The sequence below is a fragment of the Arthrobacter sp. SLBN-100 genome (genome assembly GCF_006715305.1).
Lineage (GTDB): Bacteria > Actinomycetota > Actinomycetes > Actinomycetales > Micrococcaceae > Arthrobacter.
On sequence record NZ_VFMY01000001.1, the window covers coordinates 863,337 to 884,739 of the forward strand.

The window sequence follows — 21,403 nt, forward strand, 5'->3', positions numbered from 1 at the left end:
GTTTCAGGGCTCCTTGCTGATCAGGAGTTCGTGGGCGCCGGCTGCTGCCGCTCCACGGGATTCCACCACCGTGGCGGTCCGCAGCCTCGTGGCGGCGTCCGCTTCCGGGCCCGCGCACGGCCCCTGCGGGGCATCGGCGGCTAGCGAACACCAGCGGTAGGGATCGCGGACAATCACCGATGGTGCCCAGCCAAGGTCGGTGGCAGACCATTTTCCGGCGGCGTCCTGGCCAAACTGCACCCTGACCAGCAGGCCCTCATTGTTGACCACGTACCAGGGTGACAGTTCGGTGATGCCGTTGCCGAGGCCGTACACAATCCAGGTACCTTTGTAGTTTTCGATGGGCAGCACCGAATGGGTGTGGTGCCCGTAGACCAGGTTGAACTGCCCGCTGTCCACCAGGGCATGCGCAACCTCCTGCTGCTGTGCGTTCGGTTCACTGGCGTACTCCTCACCTGCATGCATCGCACCCAGGACGATGTCCGCGCCGAGCTCCCGGGCCTTCACCGCCTTGGCGATCATGGCCGGGGCGTCCAGCATGTCCACCTGCCACGGGTGGTCGGGGACCAGTCCGTTGAGCCCGTACGCAGCCTCAATGATTGCCACTTTCGCGGCGGGCGTCTCCAGGATGAGGATCCCCCGGGACTCATTTTCGGTCCGGTAGGAACCTGTGTGTTTGAGGCCGGCGTCATCCAGCGCATCAAGGGTGCGCAGCAGTCCGTCCGTGCCGCGGTCGATGGTGTGGTTGCTGCCCGTGGTGCATGCCTGGTAACCCACATTCTTGGCGCCGGGGATGATCTGGGGCGGAACGTTGAATGACGGATACGCTGAGAAGGGACCCTCGGGACCGGCCACCGGCGTTTCCTGGTGGCAGACGGCAAGGTCGCTGTTGTTGATGTACCGGCGCTGTCCTTCCAGCAGTGGCACAAAATCGAAGCCGGGCTTGCCCGCTGCAGCCGCATCCAGCTGCGCCTGCTGCCAGAGCTGGGTGTGGACCAGCATGTCGCCGGTGACCAGAACCGACGTGCACCGCAACACCGGGCAGGCCGGGCCCTTGCCGGGGGTGGGAGTGGGCGTCGGCGTGGGGCTGGTAGCAGGAGCGGTGGTGAGGGCTGACGCGCCTGAACCCGGAACCTGCGAGCTGGAAACCGCAGGCCGTGGGGTCTGCCCGTTCTGCTCGGCCACCAAGCCGCAACCGGCCAGCCCGGCAACCGCGAACAACGCGCAGATGCTGGCGCCTGCACGCGCAGCAGCGGCACCGCCCCAACTTATCCCCATAGCGGTCATTGTAGGTACTGTCCCCGTCCGCCGCGAACATTTGGGGTCGTTGAGAAGGCGTGGCCCGTGTGGAAGATTTGCGTCATGACAAACCCCCTGCTTCGTCCCAGCCCGCTTCCGTTCCGCCTGCCTCCCTTCGCGGAAATCCAGCTTTCGCACTACGCCGAGGCCGCCGAGGCTGGATTCGCGGAGCACCTGGCCGAAATCCAGGCCATTGTGGAGAACCCGGACCCCGCCACCTTCGACAACACGGCTGTGGCTATGGAGCGGTCCGGCCAATTGCTGCAGAGGACCTCTGCCGCCTTCTTTACCCTGGTGTCCGCCGATGCAACGGATGACGTCCGGGATCTTGAAACGGAACTGTCCCCGCGCTTTTCCGCCCATCAGGATGAGGTTTTCCTGAACCGGGTTCTTTACGAACGCTTCGCTGCCATCGACACATCCGGCCTCGATCCGGAGTCGGAACGCCTGGTGGAAGAGTACTTGAAGGAATTCCGGCAGTCCGGTATCCAGCTGGACAAGGGCGGCCAGGAGCGGCTCAGGGAGATCAACGCGGAACTCTCGCGGTTGGGCACCGAGTTCGGCCAGCGGGTCAAGGAAGGGATGAAGTCGGCAGCCCTCCTGCTTGATGACCCGGCGGACCTGGCCGGAATGCCTGCGGAGGACGTGGCCCGCGCCGAAGAAGCGGCCCGCGCCGCCGGGCACGACGGGAAGTTCCTCCTGACGCTGATCCAGCCCACCAACCAACCCGCCCTCGCCGTCCTCGAGAACCGGGACATCCGCCGTCGTCTCTTTGAGGCCGCGGTGGCCCGCGGCAGCAGCGGCGGCAACCTCGACGTCCTGGAGATCGCCAGGTCCATGGCGGCCCTGCGCGCCGAAAAGGCAGCCCTGCTGGGCTTTGCCAATTACGCCGAACTGGTGGTTGACCGCCAAACCGCACCCGATTTCGAGTCGGTCCAGGCGATGCTGAACCGCATGGCACCCGCCGCTGTCCGCAACGCCGACCGCGAGGCCGCAGCCCTTGTGGAGGCAGCAGGCCACCCCTTGGAGGCCTGGGACTGGGCCTATTACTCCGGGAAGGTCCGGCGGGAAAAATACGAAGTTGACGAGCAGGCACTCCGCCCGTTCTTCGAGCTGGACCGGGTCCTCACTGATGGTGTCTTCTTCGCCGCAACTTCCCTTTACGGCATCACCTTCCACGAGCGGACGGACCTGGCCGGCTACCACCCGGATGTGCGCGCCTGGGAGGTCCGGAACGAGGATGGCAGTGCTTTGGGCCTGTTTCTGGGCGACTACTACACGCGCGAATCCAAGCGCGGAGGTGCCTGGATGAATTCGCTGGTGGAACAATCGGAGCTGCTGGGAACCGCGCCCGTAGTCATCAACAACCTGAACATCTCCAAGCCGCCGGCGGGCGAACCCACGCTGCTGACCCTCGATGAACTGCGGACCACGTTCCATGAGTTCGGCCATGCCCTGCACGGGTTGTTCTCCAATGTGACTTATCCGAGGTTTTCCGGCACCGCTGTCCCCCGCGACTTTGTGGAGTACCCATCCCAGGTTAACGAGATGTGGATCATGTGGCCGGAGGTGCTTGCCAACTACGCGAAGCACTACAAAACCGGGGAGCCGCTCCCCCGTGACATCGTGGACAAACTCAACGAATCGCAGCTGTGGGGTGAGGGCTTCGCCACCACCGAGTACTTGGCAGCGGCCCTGCTGGACCTGGCCTGGCATGTTCTGGGACCCGGGGAGGTGCCTGAGGATGCCGCGGCTTTCGAGGATAAAGCCCTCGCGGCCGCCGGGATCGCCCACGCCCTGATTCCGCCGCGCTACCGCACAGGGTACTTCCAGCACGTTTTCGCCGGGGCAGGCTACGCGGCAGGCTACTACTCCTACATCTGGAGTGAGGTTCTGGACGCCGAAACGGTGGACTGGTTCACCGGGAACGGCGGCATGACCCGGGCCAACGGCGAACGGTTCCGCCAGGAGCTCCTGTCCCGCGGAAACAGCCGCGACCCCCTGGAGTCCTTCCGCACCCTCCGAGGCCGTGAAGCCAAACTAGAGCCCCTCCTAAAACGCCGCGGCCTGGAATAACCCCGATCGATTGCTCCGAAGTGGCCCTTTTGGAAGCGCAAAAGGGCAGTTACGGAGCAATCGACGGGGTTTCGACAAGCTCAACCAACAACGACGCCGGCCCGCCACCAAGAGAGGTGACGGGCCGGCGTCGTATGTCAGGATCAAAGGCGACAGGCGGGGGGTGATCCGGCAGCGCGCGTAAAAGGGCCCCCGCGCCCCGGCCAGCTACAAAAGCTGCCAGGAGAGCGCGGGGAATAGCGCGCAGAGGATCAGCGTCGCCAGGCACAAACCAGAGAAATTACCAACCGCGCTCGGCCAAGCGGTGCGGCTGGGGGATCTCGTCGACGTTGATGCCCACCATGGCTTCGCCCAGGCCGCGGGAAGCCTTCGCGATTACGTCGGGGTCGTCAAAGAAGGTGGTGGCCTTCACGACGGCGGCGGCGCGCTGGGCGGGGTTGCCGGACTTGAAGATGCCGGAGCCGACGAAGACACCGTCAGCGCCGAGCTGCATCATCATGGCGGCATCGGCCGGGGTGGCGATGCCACCGGCGGTGAACAGCACCACCGGAAGCTTGCCGGCGGCGGCAACTTCCTTCACCAGTTCGTACGGTGCCTGCAGTTCCTTCGCGGCAACGTACAGCTCGTCCTCAGGCAGTGCGGCGAGCTTGGCGATCTCGGAACGGATCTGGCGCATGTGGCCGGTGGCGTTCGAGACGTCACCGGTACCGGCCTCGCCCTTGGAGCGGATCATCGCAGCGCCCTCATTGATGCGGCGCAGCGCCTCACCGAGGTTGGTGGCACCGCAGACGAAGGGAACCTTGAAGTTCCACTTGTCGATGTGGTTGACGTAGTCGGCCGGGGTCAGGACCTCGGACTCGTCAATGTAGTCCACGCCAAGTGACTGCAGGATCTGGGCCTCGACGAAGTGGCCGATGCGCGCCTTGGCCATAACAGGAATAGACACCGCGTCGATGATCTGGTCGATCATGTCCGGATCGGACATCCGGGACACGCCGCCCTGGGCGCGGATATCTGCCGGAACGCGTTCCAGCGCCATCACAGCGACAGCACCGGCGTCTTCGGCGATGCGGGCCTGTTCGACGTTGACGACGTCCATGATGACGCCGCCCTTGAGCATCTCAGCCATGCCCCGCTTCACGCGGCTGCTGCCCGTGACGCTGTTCGCGGACGAACCGGCCTCGTTGCTTACATCAGGTGTAGACACAAAAACCCCTATGGGTAGATAGATGACCTTCGCCGGGCGTGCAGGGCGGCACGTCAGATGCCGTGTTTACACACACCGGGTTGCCGGATCCATTGACCGGGCAGTCCTAATACTAGTCTCACCGCGGCCGACCGGCTGAATTCGTGTTAATCAGCCGGCGTGGGCTCCGCAAACGCCTGGCGGCGTACGGAGATTACGCGCTGGACCACCGTGATGAAACTGGCGAGGGCGAGCAGCGCGAGCGTTACCAGCAACACCACGCCCGGGAGCCCAAGGCCGGTAAATCCGGTGACCACCAGAACCGAAACCAGGCGTTCCGCGCGTTCGGCGATGCCCACGTTGGCGGTGAAGCCCAGTGACTCAGCTTTGGCCCTGGCATAGGAAACCACCATGCCCAGGACGAGACAAACGGTGGCCGCCATCGCGATGGGGACGTTGGCCCCGCCCGTGAAGAACCACACGGCGAGTCCCGCGAACAGGGCGCCGTCGGCGATCCGGTCCAGGGTGGAGTCGAGGAAGTTGCCCCACCGGCCGCCCACCGCCTGCATCCTGGCCATGATGCCATCGAGCACGTCGGAGAAGATGAACGCGGTAATGAACAGTGTTCCCCACCAGAGCTGCCCCAGCGGATAGAAGACGAGGGCCCCCACCACCACCCCGGCCGTGCCGATGATCGTGACGGCGTCGGGTGAAACGCCCATCCGGAGAAGCCAACGGGCGAGCGGGGTGAACAGCGCTGTGAAGAACCCGCGCGCGTGCTTATTCAGCATCCGTCTCCCCGGGCCAGGCGTCGGCGACCTGCTGGCGGACCTCATTAAGGGTCTGGGTAATCGCCTTGGTCTGGGCGATGATGGGGAAGAAGTTCCCGTCGCCGCCCCACCGGGGAACGATGTGCTGGTGCAGGTGCGCGGCGATGCCGGCTCCGCCCACCACGCCCTGGTTCATCCCCAGGTTGAAACCGCCCGGATTGGACACTTTCCGCAGGACCCGCATGGCGGTCTGGGTGAGCTCGGCGAACTCCGCCGTCTCCTCCAAGGTCAGGTCTGTGTAGTCGGGGATGTGGCGGTACGGGCAAACCAAAAGATGCCCCGGGTTGTACGGAAACAGGTTCAGCACCACATAGCAGGTCCTTCCCCGGTGGACGATGAGTGCTTCCTCATCGGTACGTCCGGGGCCAACGCAGAACGGGCAATCGTTTTCGTTCTTGAACTGGTGCTGGCCGCCCTTGATATAGGCCATGCGGTGCGGAGTCCACAGGCGCTGGAAAGCGTCCGGGACACCGGCGAGGTCAAAGTCGTCGGTAACGCCGGCATCCCCTGGATATCCTGCGCCTGTGTTCTCCTGCACGGCCTGTTCCGTTTCCGCTAGCTGGTCCGGTTCCGGACGGCCTCAGTGATCCGCTTGATTGCCTCGGCCACGGGCACGCCGTTGTCCTGGCTTCCGTCCCGGAAGCGGAACGAGACAGCACCAGCCTCGGCATCATCACCGCCGGCGATCAGGACAAACGGGATCTTGTCTTTGCTGGCAGTGCGGATCTTCTTGGGGAACCGGTCCGAGGACGTATCCACCTCGGCACGGATACCTGCCGCCTTAAGCTGATCGACGACGTCGAACATGTACTCGTTGAACGTCTCCGCCACAGGGATGCCCACCACCTGGACAGGTGCGAGCCACGCCGGGAAGGCTCCGGCATAGTGCTCGGTGAGCACACCCATGAACCGCTCCACCGACCCGAAGAGCGCACGGTGGATCATCACCGGACGCTGCCTCGTGCCATCGGCGGCCTGGAATTCCAGTTCGAAGCGTTCAGGCAGGTTGAAATCCAGCTGGATGGTGGACATCTGCCAGGTGCGGCCCAGCGCGTCCTTCGCCTGGACGGAGATCTTGGGACCGTAGAAGGCAGCTCCCCCGGGATCGGGCACGAGTTCCAGCCCGGATTCCTGCGCCACTTCCGCGAGGGTCCTGGTGGCTTCATCCCAGGCGGCGTCGTCACCGACGTACTTTTCCGGGTCCTTGGTGGACAGTTCCAGGTAGAAGTCGTTGAGCCCGTAGTCCTTGAGCAGGTCCAGGACGAAGTTCAGGGTCTTGGTGAGTTCGTCCTTCATCTGCTCGCGGGTGCAGTAGATGTGGGCGTCGTCCTGTGTCATGCCGCGCACACGGGTGAGGCCGTGCACGACGCCGGACTTCTCGTACCGGTAAACCGACCCGAATTCGAACAGCCGCAGCGGCAGCTCGCGGTATGAGCGCCCGCGGGACCGGAAGATGAGGTTGTGCATGGGGCAGTTCATCGGCTTCAGGTAGTAGTCCTGGCCGGGCTTGCGTACGGTGCCGTCCTCGTTGAGCTCGGCATCCACGTGCATCGCCGGGAACATGCCGTCCTTGTACCAGTCAAGGTGGCCGGAGACTTCGTAGAGGTGGCCCTTGGTGATGTGCGGCGTGTACACGAACTCGTAGCCTGCCTCGACGTGGCGCTGCCTCGAGTAGTCCTCCATCTCCTTGCGGATGATGCCGCCCTTGGGATGGAAGACGGGAAGGCCTGAGCCGAGTTCGTCCGGGAAGGAGAACAGGTCCAGTTCAGAGCCGAGCTTGCGGTGGTCGCGGCGCTCGGCCTCCGCGATGCGTTCCTGGTACGCCTTGAGAGCCTCCTTGGTGGGCCAGGCCGTACCGTAGATCCGCTGCAGCTGCTGGTTCTTCTGGTTTCCCAGCCAGTAGGCCGAGGACGAGCGGGTGAGCGCGAAGGCGTTGGAGATCATCTTGGTGTTGGGCAGGTGCGGGCCGCGGCAGAGATCGCACCAGACGGTGGTCCCTTCCTTGCGCTCAACGTTGTCGTAGATGGTGATATCGCCGGCGCCCACCTCGACGTTGACGCCCTCGCCGGCTTCGGCAGCATCATTCTTCTTGCCCAGCAGTTCAATCTTGTAGGGCTCGTTCTTCATCGCTTCGCGGGCCTCGTCCTCGGAGACGACGCGGCGGACGAACTTCTGGTTCTGGTTGACGATCTTGAGCATCATCTTTTCGAGGGTTTTGAGGTCCTCGGGAGTGAAGGGCTCGGAGACATCAAAGTCAAAGTAGAAGCCGTCGGTGATGTACGGGCCGATGCCCAGCTTGGCGTCGGGGCGCAGCTGCTGGACCGCCTGGGCCATCACGTGGGCCGTGGAGTGGCGGAGCACGTTCAGCCCGTCCGGGGAATCGATGGTGACACCCTCAACCGCGGCGCCTTCCGGCAGTTCCTGGTCCAAGTCCTTCAGCTCGCCATTGACGCGGGCTACAACAACATCACGGCGCTCAAAGAAGAGTTCCGCACCGGTTGTCCCGGTAGTCACCTTGGTCTCTTCGCCATCGACGAGAAGGGTGATCTGCTGGGCATCTGACACGGGTGTCTCCTATTCAAAGTTAAGGCTTCATAGCTTGTGGCATACGGGGACCACAGCCAGCCACCGTCAATGCTATCGGTTCCGCGAAGGGCCGACCAAAGCGGCACACGGCAGACTCAACCGCTAAAACCAGTAATCGCCAGGCTCCTGCTGATCCCGTCAAGGGGATGCGGGCCGTCACCGTCCTGGTCGGCCGGAGTTGGGAACGGCAGGCTTTCGGTGCGGCTGAGGTCCCAGGCCATGCTTGCGCTGAGGCTGATTCCCCGGGGGCCTGTCCGTCTGGTGGTGCCGCGGATGAGCAGGAGCCGGGTTCCGAACAGGAGAAGGCCGGCATTTTCCTGGGCCTCATGGAAGAAGACCGAATCGATGCAGCCGGTGCCGTCATCAATGCTGATGAACACCACCCTCCTGCCTCCGCGCATGGGGGGCGTCTGGGTGGCTACCCGCACCCCGGCCACCAGGACCTCGGTCCCGTTGCGCAGGCCCAGGAGCTTGTCCGCCGTAGTCACACCAAGCCTGTCCAGCGTGGGACGGTGGCTCTCCATCAGGTGGCTGCTGACGTCAATGGCCATCAGGTCCAGCTCAGCCCGGACATTCTCGACGAGGGTAGGCGCGGGCAGCCCAGGTTTGACGTTGCGCAGCTCTACATCGCCCAGGGGGAGGGACAGCTGCCCCTCAAGCACTTCGACGCCTTTCCGTCCGCTGCCTGCATTTTGCAGCCGTGTCAGGTGCTGGACCAGGTCTGCCCGGTTGGCCATTCCGCCCGCCTCACGGTGGAGGGAATCAAAAGCACCCAGCTGGGCCAGGCGTTTGATGCTTGGCTTGCTCAGCCGCGAGCGCGCCCGGAGGTCTGCGAGGGAGTCGTACGGCTGGCCGGCAACAGTCCTTTTCAGCTCGGTGGCGGACAACCCGTAGATCCCGTTCAGGCTCAGCCGGATCCCGAGCTTCCCGGCATCCGGGCCCTGCCGGATCCGCTCCACCTGGTACTCCCCTTTGCTGAGGTTGATGTCCAGGGGAAGGATGGGGATCCCCAGCCGCCTGGCCTCCGCCACCAGGAGCCGCTTGGGATACATGCCCGGATCGTGCTCCCACAGGCCGGCCAGGAAAGCTTCAGGGTGGTGCGCCTTCAGCCAGGCTGACTGGTAGGTAGGCACGGCGAAGGCAGCACCATGGGCTTTGCAGAACCCAAAGCTGGCAAAGGACTTCAGGGTTCCCCATACCTTGTCAACGACGTCGGGGGAAAAGCCCTTAATCTTTGCCTGCCTGCGGAAATACTCCTCCACCTGGGATTCCCCAACCTCGTTGCTGAGGGCCCGCCGGAATTCATCGGCCTTAGCAAGCCCGCACCCGGTCATCACGTCGAATGTCCTCAGGATTTGCTCGTGGAAAACCGTCACCCCGTGGGTTTCCTGGAGCACCGGCTTCAGGAGCGGGTGGGGGTAGACCTCCGGGGCAAACCCATGGCGGTGTTCCAGGAAGGGCCGCACCATGTCCGACTTCATGGGCCCCGGACGGAAAAGCGAGATATCGATGATGAGGTCATTAAACTCCCGGGGCGCCATCTTGCCGATCAGTTCACGCTGCCCGGGAGACTCGATCTGGAAGCAGCCCAGGGTATGGGTGCTCCGGATGAGTTCAAAAGTGGGCTCATCGTCCAGGGGAATGGCGTTGAGGTCGATGTGCCCGTTCTCAGCAATGAAGTCCGGCCCCGAGCCGTCGGGCCCGGCGGCATGGCCGCCCGCTGCCACCACATCCTTTTTGGAGGGATGGATGCGGATGATCTCCCGAACGGCAAATGCCATGGCACTTTGCATCCTCACGCCCAGGACATCGAGCTTGAGCATGCCCATGGGATCCATGTCGTGCTTATCGAACTGGCTCATGGGCAGTCCCAGGCCGCTGGGCTGTACAGGGGTACGGTCCAGCAAGGTGGCGTCACCCAGGATCACGCCGCACGGATGCATGGAGATGTGCCGCGGCAAACGGTCCAGGCGTTCGGTCAGGTCCACCAGCAGGTCCAGTTGCTGGTTGCCGTGGGAATCCCGCTGTTCCACCCGGCCGGCAAATTCCCTTAGCTCGGGCTTCTCCTGCAGCGCCTCACGGAACTTGGAGGCTGAGAACCGCCACAGCTGCTTGGCGATGTCCCCCACGTCGCCGTCATCCATCCCCAGGGCAAGGCCGGCGTCGCGCACCGCACCCCGGGCCCGGTAGCCGTTCTGCATGCTCATGAGCGTGACGCGTTCTGAACCAAAGCGCTCAAAAATCCGGTGGTACACGTTATGCCGCTCGGCACTTTCGACGTCGATATCGATATCCGGCAAGGTGGCCCGGTCCCGGGAAAGGAAGCGTTCGAAGATGAGGTCGTGCTGCAGCGGGTTTACCTGGCTGACGTCAATGAGGTAGTTGACCAGGCTGGAGGCTCCGGAGCCTCGGGCGGCCGCCCGCACCCCCATCTCCTGGATCATGCGCGAAACCTCCGCGACGGTGAGGAAGTAGGAGGAAAACCCCAGGTTCTGGATGATGCCCAGCTCATGGTCGAGCCGGTGGAGCATTTCCTTTTCGCTGTTCCCGGCGATTCCAGGGAACCTCCTGCCGATCCCGGCGCGGCAGCGCTGCACCAGTTCCAAGTGCGGATCCTGGCTGATCCCGATGACCGCAGCTTCCGGCACCACCGGCTGCTTCCAGCCCATGTCCGTGACGGGGTCAATCCTGCAAGCATCGGCGAGCGCCTCTGTTTGTGCCATCAGCCTGTTAAGGTCTTCGGCACCATAGCCTGCTGCGGAAATGATTTCCTTACCCAGCTGCAGCATCTGGTGTGAGGATTTCAGCCAGCCCTGGCCGTTGGGTTGCAGCAGTGGTTCCTGGGCCAGTTCCGGAAGGGATTTCAGGGTCCGTGCAGAATCCAGTACGTCTGCGGTTGCGGCGCCGTCCTCCGCGCAGTACCGGACCGCATTGCTGAGGATTGCGGGGACGTTGTGTTCCTCCGCGAGTTTGAGCATCCGGACGGCATGCGCCGTGCTCAACGGTTTTCCCGGGGCGCTGAGTTGGGAAACGGCCTCGGCCACAACAGTTCCTGCCGGCATGGCATCCAGCCACTGCTTGAAAAGGGTGCGCGGCCGTAGGTAACGCCGCCCGCCCATGGCACGTCCGACGTCGGAATCCGGCCCGATCAGGACCATCAGCACGGGTTTCAGGGTGTGGGGATCCAGGGCGCGGGAGGCAAGTTCAGCCCTGGTCACGGCTACGGGCACAGCTCCACCGGCTTTACCCGAGGTGCGGGCGTGGGCGTCGGACACCAACCGGCACAGCGCGCGGTAGCCGGCCCCGTTGTTGTGGCCGCGGGCCAGCACCACCACCCGGCCTGCCAGCTGGGTGCGGTGATCGGCGTCGTCGTCATAGACCGCAAGGTCCACCCCTACGATGGGGTCAATGCCGGAACCCATGCACGCTTTGAGGTGCTTGATGGTGCCGTACAGGCCGTCCCGGTCCGTGCAGCCGAGCGCGCTTGCGCCGTCAGCAGCAGCGGCCTGCGCCAGTTCCTCGGGCCAGGAAACTCCGTAGTGGGCGCTGAATGCGGTGGAGACGTGGAGGTGCGTGAAGCTCATGCTGTTCTGGGGCGCAGGGCGTCATGGATCCGCAGGAGCCGCCAGCGGCCGCTGCGGATGTGACGGGTGAGGTCAAGGGTGAGCGTCTCTTCCTGTTCCTTGAATCCGCCGGAGCCCGGGGCTGAACGCTGCACCTGGACCCGCCAGATTTCGTGGTCCACCAGCCCGGGGCCGCTTCCCAGCGGTGCGCGGGTTTCTTCGGCCCACCACTGGCGGCGTTCGTACCAGCGGACGGGTTCGGCACACACAGAATAGGCACGACCCGCCCAAACAACAGCCACCGGGTGGCCGTCAGGGGCGCAGGAGACGTCAACGGATTCGCTGAACATACCCAAGGGGCGCCTCCCGGTAAAAAAGACCTTATTCGAATATCTGTTCGAACAGTACCAGTCTACGCCGGGCCGCAGCCAAAGCATAGAAGGGGGGTTAGGGGCAGCTTGCAGAACAGGTTTGGGGCTGAAACCCATTGCGGCACAGGCAAGCAGGATCCTAAGCTTTCAGCCATCTGAGGTGCAGCCGACGATAGGCCCTTAACCGGGTCTTTCACAGCGCGCCTCTTGCTTTGGGATCCGCGCTGACTGCGCGTCAGAGTTCATTGGGACTCAGAGATCCGAGGTAAAACAATGTACAAAAAGCTTGTTATCCCAGGCAGCATCCTTCTCGCTTCGATGGCGATGCTCGGAAGCCCTGCCACTGCTGCGCCCACAAACACCCCTCTATCAGGAGCCATCTTCACCACCGATGGCAGCGGTGTGCCCGTCAACCTCAACATCTACGACTCCAAGGAGGACGTTTATCTCAACGGCGGTCCCGGCATCAACGCCCCCGACGATGCCGCGGGTCTTCCGGCGGGAACCTACTCCTACCAAGTGACAGACCCCTCCGGGAAGACTCTGCTCTCGACCGACCCGGTGGCGTGCCGGCAGTTCACGGTTGATGCCAGTGGCGTCATCACAGACGTAGCTCCTTCAGGAGGCTGTGCCCACGCCACCGGAACCGACGGTGAAGACAAGGGCATCACCGTCCAGCTCTTCCCCTACAACGACACCCCCAACAACGGCGGCGTCTACAAGGTGTGGGTGTCCCCCACCAACCTGCTGGACTGTACTGCACCGGGCAATAAGAACTGCTTCGTTCCCCGCTACAGCAAGACCGACAACTTCAAGGTCCGCAACGACCTGATTGTCGAAATTGATGTGCGCTTCTGGAAGAACGGCGTGGCCATGGACGGCTATGCCGCGCACTGGACGGACACCAACGGCGCCGGCAACATCAAGTACTCCGAATGGAACCCAGCAGTACTGGCCTTCCACGAGGCGCACTTTGAGGCAGCCGAACAGGGAACCCATGGTATCCGCGTCAACAGCCAGCCGGGCTGCACCATTGTTTCCGTTCAGCCTCCTGCAGGCAAGGCAGTCAACGGAAACCGGGGCTGGGCACAGGTCAGCGTGACGGTTGCCGACCACACTGAAGGCGACCACACCTATTTCGTGGACGTCACTTGCGGCTAGCGGGCCTCTGAACCACTGCGCCCATCAATGATGTGCAGGAAGCCGGAGGGACACGGAAGTCCCTCCGGCTTCCTGCGCTTTCCAAACTGAGCTTTCCGCAACCGGGGGTGGACGGACCGAACGGCAGGGAGCAGGATTGTGCCATGAGTACCGATGACGCACTCCTCAAGCAGGCAACGATTCAGGCCCAGGACTCCACCTTGGTGGCAACGTTCGATATCGACGGAGCCATTCCGGGGTCGGGCGCATATGTAGTGGGGCTGGTGGGCGCCACTCCGGATTATTCAACGCAACGGCGGCTGTGCATTGAATTCATGAACGGGGAGGCCATTGCGTTCTACTCGTTCAACCGGGAACAAGGACTGGAAGAAAACTATGACCTTGCCGGGGTAACCCACTCGGAGAGCAGGATCACCGGGCAGTTTCCGCGCACCGCCATTTACGGCCTGGACCAGGGGCACGTAATGACCGGCTTCAGCGAGGCTGACGGCCGGGAATTCCAGTCCGGTGTTCCCGTCGAGGAGAACCTGTAACAGCTGGGCCGGCGCGGCTCAGCTGTTTTCTTTGTGGACCCGGAGTTCGAGTTCAATGAAACCGGAGATCATGGCCCGGTAGGTGGACTCGACGATGTCCGGGTCGATGTCCTTCTTCTCGGCTGCGGAACGGACGTGTTCGATAATCCGCTCCACGCGGCCCGGGGCACGGACCTCGGCGTCGTCACCCTTCAGGGTTCCGGCGATCCGGATCAGCCGCTCGCGGCGCGCGATCAGGGTGACAATCTGGTCATCCACCTCATCAACGGCGATCCGGACGGCAGCGAGCTGTTCCTTGTCGGCCAAAGCATCTCTATCGTTTCCTTGTATTGTCGCCATCCTCTGACAGTATCGAACCATGCAGCCCAGAGTCGACTTCATTTCACTAGGCGTCCGCAGCGTGCCGGCGTCCCGCGCGTTCTACGTTGACGGCCTTGGCTGGCCGGTCCACCGCGAGGTTCCGGGGGATGTGGTGTTTATCCAGGTGAACCATGGCCTGGTGCTGTCCCTCTGGGATGTCCGCCAAATGCAGGCCGATGCCGGTGTCAGCGCTCCCGGTCCTGTCCCCCGCATCACGCTCAGCCACAACCTTCCGGGCACCGAGGACGTGGACAGGGTCATGGCGGAGGCCGCCGCGGCCGGCGCCGAGATCATTGCCGAACCCATCACCCAGCCCTGGGGCGGGTACAGCGGCTACTTCGCGGACCCGGACGGCTTCCGCTGGGAGGTGGCCTACAACCCCACCTGGACAGTGGACGACGGCGGCACGGTCACCGTTTAGGTCGCGTCCCGCCCGGGCGTGGACTTCTAGAAAAGGGCCTCCACCGGCCGGATCAGCTCCGGCCCGTTGTTGCGCACATTGCCCACGTCCTTGCCCACTGAATCGACATGCCAGTCCGACGCCACGTCCTTGACCCCGGACCGGACCAGGTCCACCAGGGCGGCCGCGTCGTCGGCCTGCGGGTCCAGCCACGCTTCCATGGTGGACTTGTCCATCGGCAGCGGAACCCGGTCGTGCAGCGCCGTCAGCTTGCCGAAGACACTGTCTTCGGTCCCGGGCGGCGGCGTGTCGGTTGTCAGGATGGACGTGGAAAGCATCCAGCCGCCCGGCTCCCCAGCCGGCCAGGCCGGGTCCTTCCACCATTCATAGAGCCCCGCAAAAACCAGGCCGTGGCCCTCCCCCGGGTGCACATAGTAGGGCTGCTTCGATTTCCCTGGCCCCTGTTTCCATTCGTAGTAGCCGTCCGCCGGGACGGCGCACCGGCGTGACTGCACTGCCTTGCGGAAGGCCGGTTTTTCCAGCACCGATTCGCTCCGGGCGTTGATCATCCGCGAACCGATGCCGGGGTCCTTGGCCCAGGAAGGCACCAGTCCCCACCGCGCCACGTGAAGCTGGCGCACCTGCCTGGGCGCCTTTTCGTCATCAATCAGCCGCTCCAGGACGATGGGTACGTCATCCGTTGGCGCAACATTCCAGGACGGCGGGACGTCCGCCTCCTCCTCGAGCCCGGCGTCGAACTCGGCCAGGAGGTCCCCCACAGCACGTGCCATCACATAACGTCCACACATGGCTCCAGCATGCCACCGCCCGCATGAGCTGTCATGTGAAGGGCGGAGGGCCGGGGAATACCGGCCTGCACGCTACCGTTGAAAGGAAGGAACCCCTGGACCACTCATAGGAGAACTTATGGACTTCACTCCCGAATCCGGCACCATTACCATGTTTTCGACCACGTGGTGCGGCTACTGCAACCGGTTGAAGAAGCAGCTGGACGCGCAGGGCATCGGCTACAACGAGATCAACATCGAGGACGTGGAAGGCACCGCCGAACTCGTGGAGCAGCTTAACGGCGGCAACCGCACAGTGCCCACCGTGCTCTTCCCGGACGGCACCGCTGCCACCAACCCGTCCGCTGCCGAGGTCAAGACCCGCCTCGCAGCTTAGGCGGCAAGCCACCCAAAACGGCACTTCAGCCACGGCCACTCAGCCAAAACGGCTGGCAGGCAAAAAACGGGACCAACCTGGTGTTGGTCCCGTTTTTCTCGCTTATGCCCCCAGGCTGCTGAAGGGTGCAGTCCCGAGGGTGGCGTGGCCGGCGTACGTTGCCAGCAGGGCCTCCTCCACCGCTGCGACGTCCACGCCGGGTACAAGGTCGTTCACTGCCCCGGCCGTGGCGGGGTCCCAGTCCAGGCCGAGGGCAGCATAGGTGTCGGTGAGGACCTTGCGGATGGGCGCGGAGTTTTCCACCACGATGACGGAACTGAACAGCCAGCCGCCGGCCACTACGCGCTGGGCGGTGCCTACGAGCTTGACCCGGCGGGATCCGCCCTGTTCGTTGCCGTGCACGCTGAATTCCCCGGGGCAGTACTCGCCGGGGATCTCCCCGACCGCTGCGTGCACCCCAACACCGCGCAGGGCTTCGGCGAACAGCCCGCCGAAGTACCCGAACCGGCTTTTTGATCCGGCGATCGCGTCCGCGTCCGGTTCGATGTGGTCCACCACCAGGGTCCCCTGATGGTAGGCGGCGGCCCGGCCGCCCGCGCGGCGGACCAGCGGCTCAAAGCCGTTGTCGCGGCAGGCCTGCTCTGCTGCTTCAAAGCCCGGCAGCCGGGTGTCCCGCTGGCCGAACGCCACGGTGGGGGCCGGCCGGTACAGGCGAAGCGTGGGGCCGATCCCGCCGGTCCTTGCCTTGGCCAGGAGCTCCAGGCCAAATTCCAGGTCCCGCCCGGCGCCGAGCGAAACCTCCTGCCGCACCACTGTCAGCGTGCGGGTTCCCGGATCGGCATGATGCATGTTGCTAAGCTCCCCTATGGTCATCTTGCAATTCCTTGTTGTTGCGGCCGCATTCGCAGTGATTGATGCCATCTGGCTCAAGCTGATGAATCCGTTTTACCGGAGCCATATCGGCGAGTTGCTGGCGGACAGGCCAAACTTAGGTTACGCCGTGGCCTTCTACCTCATTTACATCGCCGGGATTGTGTTTTTTGCCCTCCGCCCCGCGCTCGACGGCGGCAGCTCGCTCACAGCGTTGGGCTACGGGGCCGCGCTGGGCGCGTTCGCTTATGCCACCTACGACCTGACCAACGCCGCCACCCTCAAAGTGTGGCCGCTGCAGCTGATTGTGGTGGACATGCTCTGGGGCGCCGCACTGACCGGGCTTTCCACGCTCGTGGGGTGGCTCGTCTTCCAGGGACGGGGCTGACCTAAAGGCCGCGCCGCCCCACCCACAGGCCGTGCAGCAGCGGGACTAAGGACGCGAGCATGAGCGAGCTGCCCAGCGCCGAGTCGTCAGCACGCACCACAGCCCCGGCAATCAACAGTGCGCCGAATACCAGGGCGGACGCCGTAGGCCGCGCCGAGCGGTGGAGCCTGGCAACCTGCCGCTCAAGCCGCGGGATGGCAACGGTGAGGTTGCCTTCCTCCATGCGGGTGATGAGGCCGTCCAGGCGCTTGGGCAGGCGGAGCGCAAGTCCCGCTGCCTCAAGCGCCTGCTGCGCCGCGTCCTGCACGATGTTGCCGCGTTCGTTCCGGAGCAGCTGTGCGGCGTAGGGTTCCACCGAGTCCCACAGATTGAACCGGGGGTCCAGGGAACTGCACACCCCCGAGGTCAGCGACATCGCACGGATGATCAGCAGGAAGTTCTCGGGCAGCTGGAACGGCAGGGAGCGGACCACGTCGCCGAATTCCACCGCGAAGTCACGGAACTCGCGCGGATCCACCTCGCGGAGCTCGGCGAAACCCATGCCGCCGAAGCGGCCAAACAGCTGGGTCATGGCCCGCTCAAGCCCGGGAACGTCCGCCGACGGCATCAGGACGCCCACATCGCGGATAGCCGCCACCAGTCCTTTGCCATCGCGCGCGGCGGCGGCGATCAGGAGCTTGCGCAGGCCGCTGCGCGTCGAGGCGGGAACTTCACCCATCATGCCGAAGTCGATGAACGTCAGTTTCCATGGGTGTTCCCCGACGCCGGCAGGAGCCGAGGTGACGAAGATATTGCCGGGGTGCGGGTCGGCATGGAAAAAGCCGTTGGTAAACAGTTGGTCGAACATCACGGACGCAAACAACGGCGCCACCAGGGCCGGATCGATACCTGCCGCCCTGAGCGCTTCAACGTCCGTGATTTTGATCGCCGTGACGTCCTCGAGGGTCAGCACGCGGCGGGTGCACCGCTCCCAGGCGACGCGGGGCACTGCCACCCGGCCGTCGTCGGCGAACTCAACGGCGAAACGCTCGGAGTTGGCAGCCTCGTGCAGGTAGTCGATTTCTTCGAAGCTGGTCTGGGCGAATTCCGTTACCAGGGCAGGGATGTCGGCGCGGTTGGAGATCACGCGGAAATGGCTCAGCCAGCCGCCCACCTTGCGCAACGCCGCGAGGTCGACGTCGACAATTGCGTCGATGCCCGGACGCTGCACCTTGAGCACCACATCCTTCAACCCGGTTTCGGCAGCATCAGCCGGAAGGAGCCGTGCACGGTGCGCCTGCCCCAGCGAGGCTGCGGCGATGGTGGTCTCCTCCACCCAGGCGAAAGCACGCTCGAGCGGAACCCCCAGTTCCTTCTCCGCAAGGACCCGGATGGCCTGAAACGGGACCGGGGGCACCTCATCCTGCAGGCCCGCAAGCTCGGTGGTGATTTCCGGGGGAAGTACGTCAAGCCTGGACGAGAGGAACTGGCCCACCTTGATCATCAGGCCGCCCAGGTCCACGGCGAGCACGTGGAAGCGCCGGGCAAAGCGCTGCATCCGGGCAGGGCGCGTCCGTTCGGCCACGAACGCAAACCCGATCCGCGGGAGGAGCAGCTCGAACCACCAGGTCACCGCGAGGTTCCAGGCCGCGAAGCGGAGGATGCGGCGGTACCGGGCACGGATGTTTCCGGCGCCGGCGTCTCCGGAACCGGTCACCTGATCTGCCCGGCGGAGGCGGACTGAAGCCACCCGGGTCAGCCTTGGGCGAGGATGGCGTAAATCCGGCGGCGGGCCTCTTCGAGTACCGTCACGGCCTGCTGCACCTGGTCAGGTGAGCCCGTGCGGCCAACCTGCGCTGCAGCCTGCGCCAGCTCAATTCCGGCCTTGGGCAGGGAGCCAAAACCGGCGCCGGCTGCCGGGCCTGCAACGCCCCACGGCGCGGACCCGCGCCCGTCTGAAACCTCCTCACGGCCCGCTTCGGTCAGTGAGTAGATCTTGCGGCCATTGGACTCCTCTGCGCTGATGACCCCCTCGTCGGCCAGGAGCTGCAGGGTGGGGTAGACGGAGCCGGCGCTCGGTTTCCAGCTGCCGCCGCTGCGCTCCTCGATCTCACGAATGATCTGGTAGCCATGCATGGGACGCTCCCCGAGCAGGGCCAGCACGGCCGCCCGCACTTCGCCCTTGCCGGCGCGCGTTCCCCCACGCTTCTCGAACCGTGAACGGAGCTCCTCGACGGCCTGCCAGATGCCATCGATACTGTTTCCGCCGAAGCCGCCTGCCGGGTAGGAATCACGCACACTGGTCTCCTCTGTAAATCGCCAACGATATACAACGACACTTAACGATACATCCGTGACGGCTTGCAGGGTCAGCTTTTGCGGAGCGTCAGGATCTGTTCTGCGCGCCCGAAAGGGCCCTGCAGATCGTGCAGGACTGTCGAGGTAAGGCCAATCCCGTCCCGGCCAAAGGAGACTGCATTGTCCAGCCCCAGCCACTCCCCTTCGGGGCGGCGGTACATGTGGATCTGGAGGTCAAGGTTGGGAAAGGCGTAGCTGTCCTTGCCCGGCGGCACCCGCGCGGCGATGCCGTTGGCGGTGTCCACGAGCCCCATCAGGCGGGCGAGGTCGCCGCTGTCTGCCCTGTCCGTGAGGGGGTGGTCTGTGCGCAGCCATACTTTGCCGGCCCCGGGCCGGTGCCCTTCCGCCACGCGCATTTCAAGGGAGCGGATGTAACCGCCGGGCCATACGGATGCGCCGTCGTAGGGCTTGCATTCGTCCGGGCCGGGAATAGCAGTGTCCTCAACGGCCGCCACGAGGGAAGTATCACTGGTGATCATCCGCCAGGCCGTGGCCCGGATGGCCGTCCGGCCGCCGGCAATCAGTTCCGCCTGCAGCAGTTCGATGGTTTTGCCCGGCCGCAGTGTGGTGGTTTCGATGTGGAATTCACCGCCGGGAATCAAGCCCAGGATCTCGTAGCTCAACCTTGCCAGGCGCAACCCTGTCCGCGGCTGGTGCCGCTCCAGGCAGTCCGCCATCAGGCCCGACGCGGGCGCCATGTGCTGCTCGTGGACGTTCCAGGCACCCTGGGCATGGATCGTGGAACGGAAGCGTCCGTCACCCAGGGACTGGTAGTAATGGTTTCCCTCGGCCAGTTCAGGCAGATCAGCGGTCAACGGTGGCCCTCCCGGAAATTTCAGTGAATTCGCACTAACTCTATCGCTGCGCCGGCAGGCAACCGGCATGGGTTGTTTGAGGACGCGGCGAAATGTTGAGCCTGGCGGGCTGTCATCGGACTAGACTCTTGAACGGTCCTGTCAGCAACCCTCGGAAGAGGTGTTCCATGCGCGTCATCAGTTACAACCTCCGCAAGCACAAAGCGAGCGGTGAACTCCTTGCCCTGGCAAGGAACCACGACATTGATGCGCTCTGCCTCCAGGAGGTGGACGCCAGCGACCTCCCCGAGACCCTGGGCCCGCTCCACCTTGCGGACGCCACCAAGGGAAACCGGCTTGGGCTGGCCATCTACTACCGCACCAGCCGTTTCACGGCGCTGGACACCCAGTCCTTCGCACTCAAGAAGTCGATGCACGACAGGGTCCTGGCTCCGGCCCACGAGCGGCTCATCGGGACGCGGGTGGTGGACAACGAGACGCAGCATGAACTGGTGATCGGCTCCTTCCATGCGGCGCCCCTCACGGCCTCAAACTCCCTGCGCCGCAAGCAGATCCACGCCGCCCACGCGGAGCTGCTCAGCATGGGCCAAGGCCTCATGACGCTGATGGTGGGCGACTTCAACTACCCGTTCTTCACCAAGAACCTGCACATCCACATGAAGAACTCGGGCTACGCACTCTCCCTCAGCAACCGGCGGACCTATACCCGCTACAAGGTCTTCAAGGGCCACTTCGACTTCGCCACGTCACTGGGCCTGGACATTGCGAGTGTTGAGACGCTGCCCCGCGGCAACTCCGACCACCTGCCAATCCTGGTGCACGCGGAATACGGCCCGGACTACTGAGCCGGACTGGATCGGAACCTGCGCGTAAAACGAAAGCTACGCCGAGGTGCCAATCCGTTCCCGCAGGTCGGGCCAGGCAGCCGCGAAACCCGGGTGCAGTTCCTTCTTTTCCACGTCCGCCGGCGCTGTCCACAGCAATTCAATGCTCTCGGGGTCGCTGATCACGGGCTCGAACGGCTCCGTCACCAGCACCACCACAGTGGTGTAGGACCAGTAGCCCACGTCCTGCACGGAGGTGAAAAGTACCTCGACGTTTCCGGACGGCACGGCGGCCTCTTCCCAGGCTTCGCGCAACGCGCCCGCCACGGCGTCCTCGCCCTCATGCAGCGCCCCGCCGGGCAGGCCCCAGGTCCCGCCGTTATGGCTCCAGACGGCCCGGTGCTGCAGCAGCACACCCTTGGCGGGATCGTAAGCGAGGACACCGGCCGCACCAAACCGGCCCCAGAACCGGCCGCGGTCCCCCTCAACCCAGGCGTCACCCGGATCGCGTGGACCCGTGCGGACGGGCGGAGTGGAGGACGCGGCGGAGGCGAGTGAGTGATCCATCGCTCCAGTCTGACAGGTGTGCCATGCGGGGTGCACACAGCCGGGAGGCCCA

The 21,403-nt window shown here is 64.4% G+C and carries 21 protein-coding genes; 7 read left to right on the plus strand and 14 right to left on the minus strand.

Translation table 11 applies throughout. The features are described from left to right. Positions 1–3 precede the first annotated feature (3 nt). Positions 4–1,278, minus strand: coding sequence for a CapA family protein (locus tag FBY31_RS04005; protein WP_442858161.1), 1,275 nt, complete (start codon positions 1,276–1,278; stop codon positions 4–6). Between the two features lie 84 nt (positions 1,279–1,362). Here FBY31_RS04005 and FBY31_RS04010 point away from each other — a divergent pair, with 84 nt between their 5' ends. Beyond that, the gene (locus tag FBY31_RS04010; RefSeq protein WP_142037196.1) at positions 1,363–3,375 is read left to right on the plus strand and encodes a M3 family metallopeptidase; all 2,013 of its coding nucleotides are present in this window, start codon (positions 1,363–1,365) and stop codon (positions 3,373–3,375) included. A gap of 280 nt (positions 3,376–3,655) precedes the next feature. Here FBY31_RS04010 and pdxS read toward each other — a convergent pair whose 3' ends face one another. The 6 genes from pdxS to FBY31_RS04040 all read right to left on the minus strand — a co-directional run bounded on the left by pdxS (position 3,656) and on the right by FBY31_RS04040 (position 11,896). Then, entirely contained in the window at positions 3,656–4,582 is a 927-nt protein-coding gene (pdxS, locus tag FBY31_RS04015) for a pyridoxal 5'-phosphate synthase lyase subunit PdxS (protein WP_050054898.1), read from the minus strand. A gap of 146 nt (positions 4,583–4,728) precedes the next feature. After that, the gene (gene pgsA / locus FBY31_RS04020) at positions 4,729–5,352 is read right to left on the minus strand and encodes a phosphatidylinositol phosphate synthase (protein WP_142037199.1); all 624 of its coding nucleotides are present in this window, start codon (positions 5,350–5,352) and stop codon (positions 4,729–4,731) included. Beyond that, positions 5,342–5,929 (minus strand): HIT family protein, encoded by a 588-nt coding sequence (locus FBY31_RS04025; RefSeq protein ID WP_142037202.1) that lies wholly within the window; start codon positions 5,927–5,929, stop codon positions 5,342–5,344. The genes pgsA and FBY31_RS04025 overlap by 11 nt, the downstream gene beginning before the upstream one ends. A gap of 17 nt (positions 5,930–5,946) precedes the next feature. Then, positions 5,947–7,956 (minus strand): threonine--tRNA ligase, encoded by a 2,010-nt coding sequence (thrS, locus tag FBY31_RS04030; RefSeq protein ID WP_142037205.1) that lies wholly within the window; start codon positions 7,954–7,956, stop codon positions 5,947–5,949. A 116-nt stretch (positions 7,957–8,072) separates the two neighbouring features. Beyond that, on the minus strand, positions 8,073–11,561 hold the full coding sequence (locus FBY31_RS04035; RefSeq protein ID WP_142037208.1) for a DNA polymerase III subunit alpha: 3,489 nt from the start codon (positions 11,559–11,561) through the stop codon (positions 8,073–8,075). After that, positions 11,558–11,896: a DUF6504 family protein gene (locus FBY31_RS04040; protein WP_142037211.1), complete on the minus strand. Its 339-nt coding sequence runs from the start codon at positions 11,894–11,896 to the stop codon at positions 11,558–11,560. Before FBY31_RS04040 ends, FBY31_RS04035 begins: the two co-directional genes overlap by 4 nt. Positions 11,897–12,184: 288 nt before the next feature. Here FBY31_RS04040 and FBY31_RS04045 point away from each other — a divergent pair, with 288 nt between their 5' ends. Together FBY31_RS04045 and FBY31_RS04050 are read left to right on the plus strand one after the other, a co-directional pair. Next, complete coding sequence (locus FBY31_RS04045) at positions 12,185–13,072, plus strand: hypothetical protein (protein WP_142037213.1); 888 nt, start codon at positions 12,185–12,187, stop codon at positions 13,070–13,072. A gap of 143 nt (positions 13,073–13,215) precedes the next feature. Then, positions 13,216–13,605, plus strand: coding sequence for a hypothetical protein (locus FBY31_RS04050; protein WP_142037216.1), 390 nt, complete (start codon positions 13,216–13,218; stop codon positions 13,603–13,605). Positions 13,606–13,623: 18 nt separating this feature from the next. On the opposite strand, the gene FBY31_RS04055 is transcribed toward FBY31_RS04050, so the two are convergent. Next, positions 13,624–13,944, minus strand: coding sequence for a chorismate mutase (locus FBY31_RS04055; protein ID WP_142037219.1), 321 nt, complete (start codon positions 13,942–13,944; stop codon positions 13,624–13,626). 19 nt (positions 13,945–13,963) lie between these two features. Here FBY31_RS04055 and FBY31_RS04060 point away from each other — a divergent pair, with 19 nt between their 5' ends. Beyond that, on the plus strand, positions 13,964–14,386 hold the full coding sequence (locus FBY31_RS04060) for a VOC family protein (protein WP_142037222.1): 423 nt from the start codon (positions 13,964–13,966) through the stop codon (positions 14,384–14,386). A gap of 26 nt (positions 14,387–14,412) precedes the next feature. On the opposite strand, the gene FBY31_RS04065 is transcribed toward FBY31_RS04060, so the two are convergent. Next, entirely contained in the window at positions 14,413–15,174 is a 762-nt protein-coding gene (locus tag FBY31_RS04065; RefSeq protein ID WP_142037225.1) for an SOS response-associated peptidase, read from the minus strand. Between the two features lie 118 nt (positions 15,175–15,292). On the opposite strand from FBY31_RS04065, the gene FBY31_RS04070 reads away from it, so the two are divergent. Then, positions 15,293–15,550 carry a mycoredoxin gene (locus tag FBY31_RS04070; protein WP_142037228.1) on the plus strand — a complete coding sequence of 86 codons (258 nt, stop codon included), beginning with the start codon at positions 15,293–15,295 and terminating at the stop codon, positions 15,548–15,550. A gap of 102 nt (positions 15,551–15,652) precedes the next feature. Here FBY31_RS04070 and FBY31_RS04075 read toward each other — a convergent pair whose 3' ends face one another. Beyond that, positions 15,653–16,399 carry a lipoate--protein ligase family protein gene (locus FBY31_RS04075; protein ID WP_142045032.1) on the minus strand — a complete coding sequence of 249 codons (747 nt, stop codon included), beginning with the start codon at positions 16,397–16,399 and terminating at the stop codon, positions 15,653–15,655. Between the two features lie 16 nt (positions 16,400–16,415). Here FBY31_RS04075 and FBY31_RS04080 point away from each other — a divergent pair, with 16 nt between their 5' ends. After that, on the plus strand, positions 16,416–16,808 hold the full coding sequence (locus FBY31_RS04080) for a DUF2177 family protein (RefSeq protein WP_142037231.1): 393 nt from the start codon (positions 16,416–16,418) through the stop codon (positions 16,806–16,808). 1 nt (position 16,809) lies between these two features. On the opposite strand, the gene FBY31_RS04085 is transcribed toward FBY31_RS04080, so the two are convergent. The 3 genes from FBY31_RS04085 to FBY31_RS04095 form a co-directional block, all read right to left on the minus strand. Next, entirely contained in the window at positions 16,810–18,537 is a 1,728-nt protein-coding gene (locus tag FBY31_RS04085) for an ABC1 kinase family protein (RefSeq protein ID WP_200833301.1), read from the minus strand. 5 nt (positions 18,538–18,542) lie between these two features. Continuing rightward, complete coding sequence (locus tag FBY31_RS04090) at positions 18,543–19,085, minus strand: PadR family transcriptional regulator (RefSeq protein ID WP_142037234.1); 543 nt, start codon at positions 19,083–19,085, stop codon at positions 18,543–18,545. A gap of 71 nt (positions 19,086–19,156) precedes the next feature. Beyond that, complete coding sequence (locus FBY31_RS04095; RefSeq protein ID WP_142037237.1) at positions 19,157–19,960, minus strand: thioesterase family protein; 804 nt, start codon at positions 19,958–19,960, stop codon at positions 19,157–19,159. Between the two features lie 167 nt (positions 19,961–20,127). Here FBY31_RS04095 and FBY31_RS04100 point away from each other — a divergent pair, with 167 nt between their 5' ends. Further along, on the plus strand, positions 20,128–20,805 hold the full coding sequence (locus tag FBY31_RS04100; protein WP_142037240.1) for an endonuclease/exonuclease/phosphatase family protein: 678 nt from the start codon (positions 20,128–20,130) through the stop codon (positions 20,803–20,805). Between the two features lie 36 nt (positions 20,806–20,841). Here FBY31_RS04100 and FBY31_RS04105 read toward each other — a convergent pair whose 3' ends face one another. Beyond that, entirely contained in the window at positions 20,842–21,351 is a 510-nt protein-coding gene (locus FBY31_RS04105; protein WP_142037243.1) for an NUDIX domain-containing protein, read from the minus strand. Positions 21,352–21,403 lie beyond the last annotated feature (52 nt).